The organism is Pedobacter sp. 05T44 (assembly GCF_056395985.1).
In genome coordinates this window covers 146,648-158,904 of record NZ_JBFTKO010000013.1, presented here as the reverse complement: position 1 = coordinate 158,904, position 12,257 = coordinate 146,648, and the positions used below count along the sequence as shown (strand labels likewise).

Below are 12,257 nucleotides of genomic sequence, written 5' to 3'. Positions count from 1 at the left end.
GATGACCGCCTCAACTTGCTGCCACTGCAGTTTTAAGCGTTCATCAAGTTCTTCCTGATAGAAAATGTCATCGGGATCCAATTCCTCTTCAGGATCATGGCCTCCCATGAATTCCTGGTAGTTTTCGATCTCATCAAGCCGGAGCATATTCCGCTGGAAATTGTGACTTGAAGTTTTGTAATAGGATTTGCAGGCTTCGATGGTGGTGTTACTCAAGAAGGTTTCAATGTGGTTGGGGTCTGTGATGCTGTTCCGAATTAGCCAGAGGCGTAGAAATGCCTCGCTGACGATGCTGGCTGCATTGGTGTCATCTTTAATGTACCGACTTCTTTTATAGAATAAAGAAGGGTAGAGGCGGTTGTAGAAGTACTCCAGGCCCTTTTCATCACCCTGACTGAATTTGTCGAAATAATGTTGGCTTTCAGTTAATCTATTGTATTTCATAGCTCGTATTTTATACGAGTCTTCGCGGGTATTTTTAGAGCTATGCTATAGCGGGCTCTATCTTCCGCACTACAAGGTTCCGACACCTTCAAAAACGGAATAACGACAGAGCCCATAGCACTATAGCGGTACAAAAGTACGCATATTACTACGGGCATTAATCTATCGTCTCGTTTTGAATGCAAATTGTCGGAATTTGTAGTCGAGACTCTTTATCTAATGCCTTAATTTAAAATCACTTGAGTTAGTAACTCAATATACAATTTTACATAAATTGTATCAAAATAACAAATAAAAAAGTCAAAATGTTACGATTTGTAAGTTTCAATTTGTCGGATGGCAAAAGTATCTACAGCAATCGTTGGCAAAAATATCAAGTCAATTCGCGAATCAATTGGATTGTCACAAAAGGACTTTTCGATTCTAGTAGGCGTATCACGTGCAAGTCTGATTAAAATTGAGGCAGGTTCTACAGGATATCGCTTAAATCTATTAGATGGAATTATTGATTTTACTAAATTTAATCTATCAGAGTTAAGTAAAATGAATTTTTCGTTACCCGATAATTATAGAGACAAGCTCATTAGAGTGTATGAGGAGGACGTAACTGTCGGTGTTATTTTAAATCAGCAACCGACTTTAGTGTACTGCATTAAATATAGTTTATTGAATAGCCAATTCTTAAAAGAGCCTAAGGAAATAAGGCAAATAACTAAATTTTTTGCTGATAAAGGTTGGGTTTTTAGTGGGAATTCCATCCAGATCGCTTTAAAGAGGATGACTGATATTATTGTGATCAAGAAACATGAAAGTAAAGGAAATACGAATACTTATTCTAAGTTTTGATATGTCTACTTAAATGAAAGGATCTTTTAGATTTTTTGTGAACTGGGGAAATAGATAAGTAGAATTTACCTAAATCTAACCTCAATGATAATGTTCATAATGTGCTTAATAAAGTCAATGCATAGGAAAATGCAGGTAGAAAATCCAAACCTTAGAGACCTAATTCTTTTAAATTGGGGTCGCGGAAGTCGTCTAAGCAAAGAAGAGGTGGCTTCCTTAATAGCGCAATGTTATAGAGCAAAAGAAATTGGTGAAATTATTGTCTGGTATGAGTAAGACGCATATAGGACAGATTCAGATATTGACACAATTTACCCGCTCATTTGTCATAGTTGCCCCTCATCTTAGTAGCTATATTTTAGGATCTTAGTGTTAATGGAAATAACCCATTATAAAACTTAGAATCATGACAGTTAAAAACCCATTTGTCTGGACCGAAATCAGTGTAAACGATCTGGCCAGAGCTAAGAAATTCTATGAGGAGGTATTGCAGATTCAACTATCTGAAATGGCACCTCCTGATAATATGAAAGTAGAGAAAGACGATCCTAATTACTTTGAGATGCTCGCATTCCCCGCAGATATGATGGGACCGGGCAGTAGTGGCACATTGTGTAAATCTGAAATGGGAAAACCGGGAGTAGGAGGTACAATGGTGTATTTTTATGCCGATGACTGTGCAGTTGAGCTTTCAAGAGTGACAGCAGCAGGAGGTAAGGTGATTGCCGAAAAAATGTCCCTTGGAGAATATGGTTTCTGTGGTGTCGCTGAAGATACTGAAGGCAACCAGATTGGTTTTCATTCGCTGAAATAGTATTTAAACGCTGTCCAATTGCGGCGGGCAGCGTTTAAAATATATTATATCTGATTTAATGCCTTTACTACTCTGGAAGTAGTTAGTTTGAGCTCAAATAGAAATATTAATACATAAATAGTAATCATCAATATGAAAGGTATAAATGATTCAATATTAGTTTTGCCTCTTAGTATTCCGATGAGACCAATAAAGGTTCCAAATGCCAGCAGGCCAATGATTGCAATTGGTAGTGCACCAGGTCTAATTCTGTAATGATTTACATAAGGATCTTTTGAAAGGCTAATAATAAGTTTAGGCAGAAAGAACTCAAAGGATGTTTTGATTCTGGTAAATTTTAAATCCTTTTTGTCTTCAAGTCCCCAAAATATCTTGTCGGTACCGATGTCGACACTCTTAAATTTAAAATCAAGAGACATGGTTTCTTTCATGGATGCCTTCCTTAGGGCAGTTTCTACTTGAGCGTGATTTAGGTTTGATGGAAAATGAACGGTTTTAAAGTACATGGTAGAGCGGTATGATTTGATGATTGTAAAATAGCAATATTATCAATTACTTAGTTCTTTTTACTCCTGGGCTTTTTAGGCTTAGGTTCTGGAAGTGCTGCCGCTGTAATCCTTACCAACTCACTAATCCATTCCCGGTCTTCAATTTGTTCTTCGATCAGAAAGCTAGGTTTTGCTCCAGGATACGGAGAAGCCTCTACCACGCTTCTTATAAACTGCTTTCCAGCTTCTGTGGCTTTAATAAACAGCTTGTTGTCACAAACCAAAGCAAAGATCTTTTGGTCTGCATAAAGGCCGTACTCTCCAAACATTTTCTTGCTGCTGATCGTTCCCGCTCCTTGTATTTGATCAACAATAAAATCAACAAATTTCTGATCTGATGCCATAGTGTGTATTAGGGTTTGGAAATAATTGTCATTGCATTACTGTAAGCTGTTACCCCCGGATTATAAAGACATTGAAGCATAGCTGCTCCGTTTTTAAAAGTTCCTTCTTGCGTAACAGTCACTTCATAGTTAAATTCAGTTTTGCCTGAGGGCAGTAAATCTATAAATAGCTGCTGACCAGCATCTCTTACAGACCTGTAATAATATGTACCGTCCTGGTATTGTTGACCACTACTGCCGTCCAAAGGTTCGAATACACCTGCACGTTTATCTTCAAGTTGTACAAAACGTAAGCTTACCGTTGTTTCTACCGTTAACACAATTTTTATCTTTTCGCCTATTTTTAAAACAGTTTTATCTGAAAGTGGCCCCCAGGCATTCTTCTGTTGATCATAATTAAATAAAGTTTTCTTCAGTTTTACCTTATTATTAGCATCATCGGCCTGCGCTTCAGCGCTGAAGTAATGCCATGTAATGCCACCACTAACCGTATTATTTGCTGAGACCGTTACCGGAGATACCTTGTTAAGACTGATGAATTGGTTGCGCTGCCCAGCCAAAAGACCATTTGAACTGTTCATCTGCTGATTACCAACCTGAGCAGAAACAGAATCTGGCACAAAACTGGTCTTTATTGTTGCCGACTCCTTAAGCATGTCGATAGCTGCAGCAGTACCCGTGGTTGTGCGCCAACTGTAATCTTGCTTGGCCGACAGCATCCATTTGCTTAACCCATCTGCAATCTTTGTATTTTGCCCGGCTTGTGTAAAGGCCTCATAAAGCATTGCAATGGTTTCTTCTTTTGAATGGCTCAAATCATCGCCATCTGAAATTTCTTTCCATCGCATTCCATTTAGGTCGTCGTTTATTGCCCGTTGTTGTATGTTACTCAGTTGGGCAAGGGCCTTTTTATAGACTTGGTGATCTGGAGTTGTATATTTTAATGAAACAATGATCCATAAAGCCTGATCATATAAGCGCTTATTGTTGATGTCTTTTTCGGCAAGTTCAAGAGTGGTATTTATTTTTTTGATGACACCAGGATTAAGGGGATACTCGTTTTTCCAAAATGACCGGGAGTAGGCACCAAAAAGATTACCATCTGTACCGTTTGTAGCGTATAAAGAATCGGTATATGTAATTAACCTCTTGATGAAAATTGAATGCCTTTGATAGTCGTTCGCTTGCCATCCTTGCTGATTTAACTTTCCAAATCCTCTTAGTACATAATTAGATATCCAAATATTGCTTTTTCCACCCTCAAACCAGGGGAGCGCGCCGTAGAAATCTTGCATGGAATACAACTTATTTAAATGGTCGGAAATTATGGACCTGTTGCTTATGGTATCTAGAACCTGATACAATTGTTTTTGCTGCTTAGCAGTTTGGTTTGCCAGGTTTAACCAAGGCATGGCCGCTTCTGCAAGTTCATCCGGAAGTTTGCGTTCCGTAGTATCTGAAATGGCATCCGGCGAACGCATTTTAAATGATTTTGCAAGCTCAGGCTGATTACGCATCAGCTGATTTGCGGTTACTCTGGCATAGAGTTTATTAAATACCTGTTCAGAACAATTAAAGGAATAATTGGCTAAAAATGGTAATGAGTTGATTAAGGCTGCTTGTGGCTTAGCATCTGCATAGAGACTAAGGCCATACAAATCTGCGTCGTCTGGTAGCTTAGGAGCCTGTACCAAACTGTCTTTCTTTGAAAATACAAGGGGCACTTGCTTACGCATAAACACTTTTTTGGGCAGTATCGGCAACGTGTGCTCTTCAGCATCTGCCAGGGCGCCTCCATTTACAGTGGTTACAATTGTTAGTGGATTCAGCTGTCCTTCGGGCACTTTAAAAGCAAAACCTGCTGTTTCAGTTAACTTTCCGGCTACTTTAACTATTTTAAAGGCAGGTTCTTTCAGTACTTTTGCAGTCAGGTCTTCACCAGTAACGGCATCTTCTATCTTACAGCTAAGTTTTACGTCCATAGCTGCACTATCCAGATTGCTAATCCTGCTATTCAATACAATTTCATCACCCTGATAGAGCAGGCGTGGCATGTTAGGCTGAACCATCAGGTCAAGGCGTGTATTTAGTTTTCGCTCTGCATATGCAAATAGACCGCTTTTTGTATGTGCCATTAACTTCCAGTTCCATGCGGTTGCTGTTTGGGGCATGGTAAAATTAAAGGTATATAGTCCGTTTTTATCGGCGTATAGTTTTGGATAAAAGAATGCTGTTTCGCTAAAATCTTTACGCACCATTGGTTGCGGTTCAGGAGTTCCCGGTAATATGATCTTTCCTTTGGTGCTAATAATCAGCACGCCATTTGCGGCTTTTGAGCCATAGATAGCAGTGGCATCGGCACCTTTTAATACCATAGCTTCAGTTATGGAGGCTGCATTAAAATCATTTAATGAGCCGGAAAATGGAACACCATCTACTATAATTAGAGGCTGCGCATTCTGAACAAGAGAATTTGTACCCCTTATGTAAATCGCGCTGCCCGTAGTGGCATACCTCACTACGTCGGCTGTGTTATAGCCCCTTACTACAACCTCATTCAGCTGACCATCTTCTAAGCTTAGAAAGCTCGCTGAAGGTACTGCCAATCCAGGTACTCGGCCTCTTAGTTGCTGCAACATAATATCGCCTTCATATTCATTTATGAATTCGCTTTGATTATTGTATTCGTTATTACCGGGCCAATAGTGATAATAGGGCCTGCTGTTATTAATTGTTTGACTCCAGCCCCCATACAGGTAACCACTGAAGTAAGGATTGTTGGGGATGTTCCACTGGTGTGAAGCAAGTTTGTCTAATGCGGCGTCGTACATTCCCGTCATGAGTTGCGCCGCGATATTTTCTTTTGCTGTTTTTACCGATACGGTAAAAGTTTCTTTTGTACCAGGAGCCAGAACCTTCCTGTATTTTTCTATGATAATTTCTGGTTTTGCCGAGGTAGGTGGGGCTAGATAAACGTTTTGGTCATTTATATACAGTTTATTGTTTAGTACATAAGCTTTTGTGAGTACAAGCGATTCTAATGCATCTTTTGGTACGGTAAAAGTATATGCTTGCATTCCCTTACCCTGGTATTGTGTGTGGTAGGTGGTTTTTACGGCAATGCTCTGCTTTTGGCGCACATAATAAGTTAACCCATACACCACATAGGCACTGTCTATGGTAGCAGTGTAATAATCTATTTTATCGCCGGGTTTGGCAGTATTGATGGACAGGTAGTTAAAGTCTTCTAAATTACCGGGAGTGGCGCTTTGCTCAGTATCAAATACATCAAAATTGATGCTGGCATGGCCCGATGTTTTTTCCGATTGGGTTGTAGTTACTGCAAGTTCGTACTTGCCGGCTTGAAGTAATGTTTTGTCTAATTGAAACTGAATAGTACTATCTATTGGTATTGTTTTTTCAAAGATTGATTTCTTTTCGAGGCTTGTCCTGTTAAGGATTTCCTCGTTTGGAAACCATACTTTTAATTGATCTTTAGTGTATTGCCATTGATCTACAATTTCACTACGAGTGGTATCGGGCACTATAATATTCTGAAAAATGCTGATATGAATTTCCTTAGGTTTAAACTTGCTATTTTCTGTTTTTGCATTGATGTTTAGCTTTGGGAGGCCTTTTCTGTCGTACTGATCTACTGCCGGAATGTTGATCTTGACCGGCCATGAAGATACGCTGAATGTGTTATCCTGGCTGGTGGTTTCGCCAGTGGCTTCTGTGGCCGTGGCTGATAACCTGTAAGTGATAGCCCATTCCTTATCGGGATCAGGATTTTTTTTCGGCAGGTTTACATCATTTACTTTTATCACTAACAAGCCCTTTTCATCAGTATAACCGATTGTATCTGTTACTATGGGATTGATATATGGGGCATTTCCAAAATAGTTAGATTCTCTTATTATCTGGTAAGTAATTTTTACACGGTTAAGATCTGCACCGCTGAGCGACTTCACTTTAAGCTTTAGCTCAAAAGGTTCGCCGGGTAATGGCCCTTCGGCAGGTTTTTCCATAGTTATTTCCATTGTTGGCCGTTTGTATTCCTCGACCTTAAAATAACCATTATCGCCATCAATTACATCGCCATCAATAGACCATTGCCCGGTCATTGCATTTTTTGGAATAACAAAAGAACCCGAAAAACTTCCATAATCATCAGGAACAAGCTTTATGGAATCAACGGTTCTATAGTTAGGGTCTTTTAATTCCAATAGGGGTTCATTGTCTGCCATCCAGCTTTTAAAATACTTATTTGCTTTACTGAAGACGATGTTTTGACCTGTTGAAGGATCTCTGGTAAGCATAATAACTTTATATTGTACGCGCTGCCCCGGGCGGTAAATTCCTCTGTCGGTATAAATTTGCAATTTTGTCTGGGCGTCATAAAATTCTTCCAGGTCATCATAAGCCTCAGTATTGTATATCTCCCGTGGTAAGTTCCTCTTGGGCCTATTAAAATCGTGCATTAGGGTATCTTTGCCAGAAACGAACATGAATTCTTTTGAGGTGTAGGTTTTTTTTATGGATGTAAAACCCTTTAAATTGGTGCTGACCTGTTCCGTTGCTACTACTTTTACGCCACTTATGGGGAAGCCCGTTTTTCTGTTCAACACTATAAAATGATCTCCGGTATTCACAACAGCCAGATCAGACACCTGAAAATGAATGTATTCCATGTGGCTAAGGTTGGCTGCAGTTTTAATCTCGGAAGGCGAGAAAATTACATTATAGGTGCCCACTGGCAAACTTTCGAGCTTTAGGTAGAGTGCATGTTTGTCGAAATCATCAGTTCCGGCAGGTAAGAGGAAGCTGGAATCGCGGATAGCGGGGCGGTTGAGCAGTACTTCTATTCGTTCTGTTTTTAAGTTCGGAAATTTCTCTTTGATACCAATTTTAACGATTCGGTAATAGATTTTTTGTATACCCCTATATCTTGCTGTAAGCATGATTGGCGCTTCCGTCATCTGGCGGTCTGTCACTTGAACATTGATCTCTTGATTTTTAATCTTTTTAAGCAAGGTTTCCAGTGTTTTTTTATACGCTGAAAACTCATTTACAACGCTCTGGTGCTGCTCATACAATTGGACAGCTTGTCTAAGGTATCCTTTGTATTGAGCTTCAAACTTTAGTCCGTATTTGATTCCCTTGTAATATTGATACTGAAACAAATAGAAAGTAGCTGTGGCTTGAATGGTGTTTAATGGAGAGGAGAGGTTTTTTTTGAGGTAAGTAGTCCATGCGTTCGACAAGATATTGGGCATCCGGGAATAGAAATAATATTTGATAAGCATCTGAATGTATTGCAGTTCTTCGGGTTTCGAATTGTGTTTGCGCATCCATAATGTATAGGTGTCCATCAAATGTGAATGGATTTTGGCGGTGTCTAATGACGATTGTAAGGCTTGCTGAAAGCCTTTGGGTTCAGATACTATAAGTGTCTGAATATCTTGATCGGACAGGTTTAGATCGGTGGTTTTTCCTGTTTCGAAGCCAATGCGCTCGGTAAGCGCTATGTCTGCAAGGTCGGCTTTAAACAGTAACTTATCGGCATTGGATGAGAGCCACGAGATATCTATACTTTTACCTGGTATGGCCGAGCCACTGAGCCGTAAAGCCTCTTTGAAATGAAACCTAACAATGCTGTCGCGCTGTAATAAATTCATGGCACCATAGTTAGGTTGGAGGTTCTTAGTTTCGTAGGTGCTGGGCCTAAACTTTAAGTGCTTGTGCGCAAAGAAAAGTACTCTGCGCGCCTGCATCAGGTGCATTGCAGTTTTTAGTAAGGTTGATGATTTTTTGTTGATGAGCAAACTATCAATAAAAGCGCTGTTCCTGAAATATAAACTGTCCTCAGTTTTTAAGTCTTTTATTAGCATAGCGTAATACAAGCATCGCGCTAAAGCAATATCATTGTTGATTCTGATAGATTCCTCTTTTTTTGAGTTGACGGTTTTAAGCGTTTCTTCGAGTTGAGTTCTTGTTCTTATGGAATTTTCAATGTTCGTCCACTCATCATTAAGGTCGGTTTGGGCAAATGCTGTTGATGCATTAAAAAAAGCGAATAGTATGCAAGCTAGGATAAGACGCATGAGAGAAACATTAATTTTGTGTAATGCAATTTAGTGATTTGAAATTCACTTTTATAGTAGAAAAACTTCAATGCCATCATCTCGACTTGAGGAGAGATCTCTTGAAGAGATTGGAAAATTATAAATTCTATAATATCTTCGGTTCAAATGAAAAAAATATTCCTGCTACCCATCTTTTTTATAATCCTGGCATTGAGCGCTCGATCTCAAAATGTAACAAGCTTACCAGATTCAATTTATTCAGGAGAACAGGGCAAGATGCATGTGCAAGGCGTTGCTGTAGATAAAGCCAATGGATATGTTTATTTTTCTTTTACAGATAGGCTCATTAAGATGGATCTTTCGGGCAAACTGATAGGCAGTGTAACCGGTTTTGTAGGGCACCTTGGCGATTTGGATTTTAATGCAGCCGACGGGAAGATATATGGTTCGCTGGAATATAAGAATGATGCTATTGGTAAGGGGATCAGGAAATCATTGGGTGTACAAAACAACAATGAAAACGGTTTCTATATCGTGATATTTGATGGTTCCCGCATTGTGCGCCCTGATATGAGTGCAGAGAAAGAAGATTTGCTACGCACTGTTTACATAAAGGAAGCGGTAAAAGATTACCAGGACAGCGTACAGACTGCCAATGGTAAAAAGCCACACAGGTTTGCCTGTTCCGGAATAGATGGTGTTGCTTTTGCCCCGGCAATAGGAAGTGCTGATACCAATAAAAAATACTTGTACGTTGCGTACGGTGTTTATGGTGATACCGACAGAGATGATAATGACCATCAGGTTTTATTAAAGTACGATATCGCCAACTGGGATAAATATGGGCAGCAGTTATCGCAGGATAAATTGCACCATTCGGGACCTGAAAAGCCTTTGGATAAATACTTTGTAAAAACTGGCAGCACCCGTTATGGCATTCAAAATCTGGCTTATGATGCTTATACCGGGAAGTTTTTTGCCGCAGTATATCATGGTGCTAAAACGCAGTTTCCAAATTACGACTTGTTTGTAATTGATGCACATCAAAAGCCGGGTAAAGGTCAAATATCATCGGGTAATGAAACGATAAAAGTTCAAACTCTTTCTTTGTTGCAGGCAGGGCCAAAAGATGCAAATACGGGTATAAGCGGTTGGCGCTTTGAATGGGGAGCCACTGGTTTATGTCCTTTAGACGATGGGTTGTTTTATATTTCGCACAATAAAAAAAGCGAAGACGGACAGGAGCAGAGCACCATTTATAAATACAAATGGATAGGAGATGCTCAGAGCTCTTTTTCGAAAGCCAATCTTGAACTGCCCCTAAAGAATACTTCGCCACAGTAAATGTAACCTGCCTTTTCAAAAACATGCTTCATGGCTCCGTTATCAAAGTTGGTATCGGCTTTAACGCTGTGTATGTTGTTTCTTTGCGCAAAATCTTCAATGAAGTTCAACATCTTTCCCGATAAGCCTTTGCCAAGATAGTCTTCGGAAATTGCGACTCTGTGAAAGACAACAAAATCACCATCCGTTAACCATTTTCCTTTTATTTCTGCATAGGCAGGTTCGTCGTTAATTAGAATTGCACAATAGCCAGTAATGGTATCTCCATCGGCCATTACAAAACCAGCTCCCTTAGCTATGTCATTTTCAATTACTGTAGGGTTTGGATAACCATCCTGCCATTGGTTACTGCCATCTTCTTTTCTGCGCAGGATTGCTTTTTGCAGAATCACCCATATTTGGGGCAAATCATTTAATGTTGCTTTTCTAAAAACGTATTCCATAGTAATGCAAAGTTTGTTAAAAATATGCGTCTATACAACTCACAATGAAGAGGGAAATAAACTATGATATATCGGTAACTAATAGATCGATATTATATCTAATTTGTAAAACCAAACATTTAAACATGAAAATACAGCTTCTGTTGTTCTTATTATTAATAACCCTTAGCGGGTACTCACAAAACAAAAAAGAGGCTTTAACTCGTGAATTGGTTAGCGCTGAGACTGATAGGATTTATGAAAAGCTGGTGAAAATCAGAAGAGATATTTATGCAAACCCTGAATTGGCAGGGAATGAAAAACGTACTCAGGAGATCATAAAGAAATATTTACTGGATTTAGGCATCGAAGTTAAAACAGATACTTACGGGCATAGCATTATAGGTATTTTAAACGGAGAAAAAAAAGGAAAGAAGATAGCATGGAGAGCTGAAATGGATGCTTTACCAAATGGGCAGCATGGTTGTGGCCACGATGTACATATGGCAATTGGATTAGGAATAGCAGAAATACTTGCAAAAAATAAAGAGTCAATAAATGGAACGGTATATTTTATATTTCAACCAGAAGAAGAAACATTTGTTGGCGCAAAAAAAATGATTGAACAAGGCTTGTTTTCGATAATCAACCCCGATGAAATTTATAGTTTACATGTAACAGCATTGCCTGTGGGGCAAATTATGGTTAAACCAAATGAAATGTTTGCCTACCAAAAACGAATAAGAATTAAACTAAAAAATGAGCTATCCAAAGAGGAAGTTAAAGGGCTTACCAGGAAAATGTACAGTTCATTATCTCGCTCACAACTTAACAGTAAGCCCTGGGAAATACAACATATGAGTGACCCTAAAATAGGATTGATGAATCCGAATACAATCTTTAAGGACTACATGATTGTGGATGATAAATTTAATATCTACTCAGAGAAAGACGAGCTTTTTTTAGAAACATATTTATACGAGACAAATCAATCGAACCTCCAAAAAATCATACCTAAAATTGAACAGTTAATTGGAGAAGAAAGATATAAAGATAAACTGCTTTCTATTTCATTTATACAGGAAAATCCAACTGTAGTTAATGATGAGAAATTGACCAAAAGCGCAATAAAAACACTAAACGGAATCTATGGATCCAATTTAGTTGTGCCTGATTACGGACAAGCTCCTTATTTTAATGATGACTTTGCTTACTTTCAGCAAAAAGTACCAGGTGTTTATTTTTTCTTAGGTGGTTCTAATATTGAAAAAGGAATTGTAGCAATGAATCATGCACCTAATTTTAATGTTGATGAAGAAAGTATAAAAATTGGTGTCAGAAGTTTTTCATCCTTAATTATGGAAAGACTAAACGATAAAAAATTATACCAAAAAGGAAAGTAGAATACA

At 38.8% G+C, this 12,257-nt stretch carries 9 protein-coding genes; 4 read left to right on the top strand and 5 right to left on the bottom strand.

The genetic code is table 11. The features are described from left to right. A partial coding sequence (locus AC1DDK_RS19300) for an RNA polymerase sigma factor (protein ID WP_477634019.1) occupies positions 1 to 444 on the bottom strand: 444 nt, incomplete at its 3' end. A gap of 336 nt (positions 445 to 780) precedes the next feature. Between AC1DDK_RS19300 and AC1DDK_RS19295 the strand changes: the two genes are divergently transcribed. Then, positions 781 to 1,290 (top strand): helix-turn-helix domain-containing protein, encoded by a 510-nt coding sequence (locus tag AC1DDK_RS19295; protein ID WP_337715920.1) that lies wholly within the window; start codon positions 781 to 783, stop codon positions 1,288 to 1,290. 406 nt (positions 1,291 to 1,696) lie between these two features. After that, complete coding sequence (locus tag AC1DDK_RS19290) at positions 1,697 to 2,104, top strand: VOC family protein (protein ID WP_337715924.1); 408 nt, start codon at positions 1,697 to 1,699, stop codon at positions 2,102 to 2,104. A gap of 44 nt (positions 2,105 to 2,148) precedes the next feature. Here the strand turns inward: AC1DDK_RS19290 and AC1DDK_RS19285 are convergent, their stop codons facing one another. From AC1DDK_RS19285 to AC1DDK_RS19275, 3 genes are read right to left on the bottom strand one after another with little or no spacing between them, the layout of a single operon-like run. Continuing rightward, complete coding sequence (locus AC1DDK_RS19285) at positions 2,149 to 2,610, bottom strand: hypothetical protein (RefSeq protein WP_337715926.1); 462 nt, start codon at positions 2,608 to 2,610, stop codon at positions 2,149 to 2,151. Between the two features lie 50 nt (positions 2,611 to 2,660). Further along, positions 2,661 to 2,996, bottom strand: a complete 336-nt coding sequence (locus AC1DDK_RS19280; RefSeq protein WP_337715928.1) for a TfoX/Sxy family protein — start codon at positions 2,994 to 2,996, stop codon at positions 2,661 to 2,663. A gap of 8 nt (positions 2,997 to 3,004) precedes the next feature. Further along, positions 3,005 to 9,100 carry an alpha-2-macroglobulin family protein gene (locus AC1DDK_RS19275; protein WP_337715930.1) on the bottom strand — a complete coding sequence of 2,032 codons (6,096 nt, stop codon included), beginning with the start codon at positions 9,098 to 9,100 and terminating at the stop codon, positions 3,005 to 3,007. A 147-nt stretch (positions 9,101 to 9,247) separates the two neighbouring features. On the opposite strand from AC1DDK_RS19275, the gene AC1DDK_RS19270 reads away from it, so the two are divergent. Next, on the top strand, positions 9,248 to 10,426 hold the full coding sequence (locus tag AC1DDK_RS19270; RefSeq protein ID WP_477623117.1) for a hypothetical protein: 1,179 nt from the start codon (positions 9,248 to 9,250) through the stop codon (positions 10,424 to 10,426). Here the strand turns inward: AC1DDK_RS19270 and AC1DDK_RS19265 are convergent. Beyond that, entirely contained in the window at positions 10,366 to 10,869 is a 504-nt protein-coding gene (locus AC1DDK_RS19265; RefSeq protein ID WP_337715933.1) for a GNAT family N-acetyltransferase, read from the bottom strand. The genes AC1DDK_RS19270 and AC1DDK_RS19265 overlap by 61 nt on opposite strands. Positions 10,870 to 10,994: 125 nt before the next feature. Between AC1DDK_RS19265 and AC1DDK_RS19260 the strand changes: the two genes are divergently transcribed. Continuing rightward, on the top strand, positions 10,995 to 12,251 hold the full coding sequence (locus tag AC1DDK_RS19260) for a M20 metallopeptidase family protein (protein WP_337715935.1): 1,257 nt from the start codon (positions 10,995 to 10,997) through the stop codon (positions 12,249 to 12,251). Positions 12,252 to 12,257 lie beyond the last annotated feature (6 nt).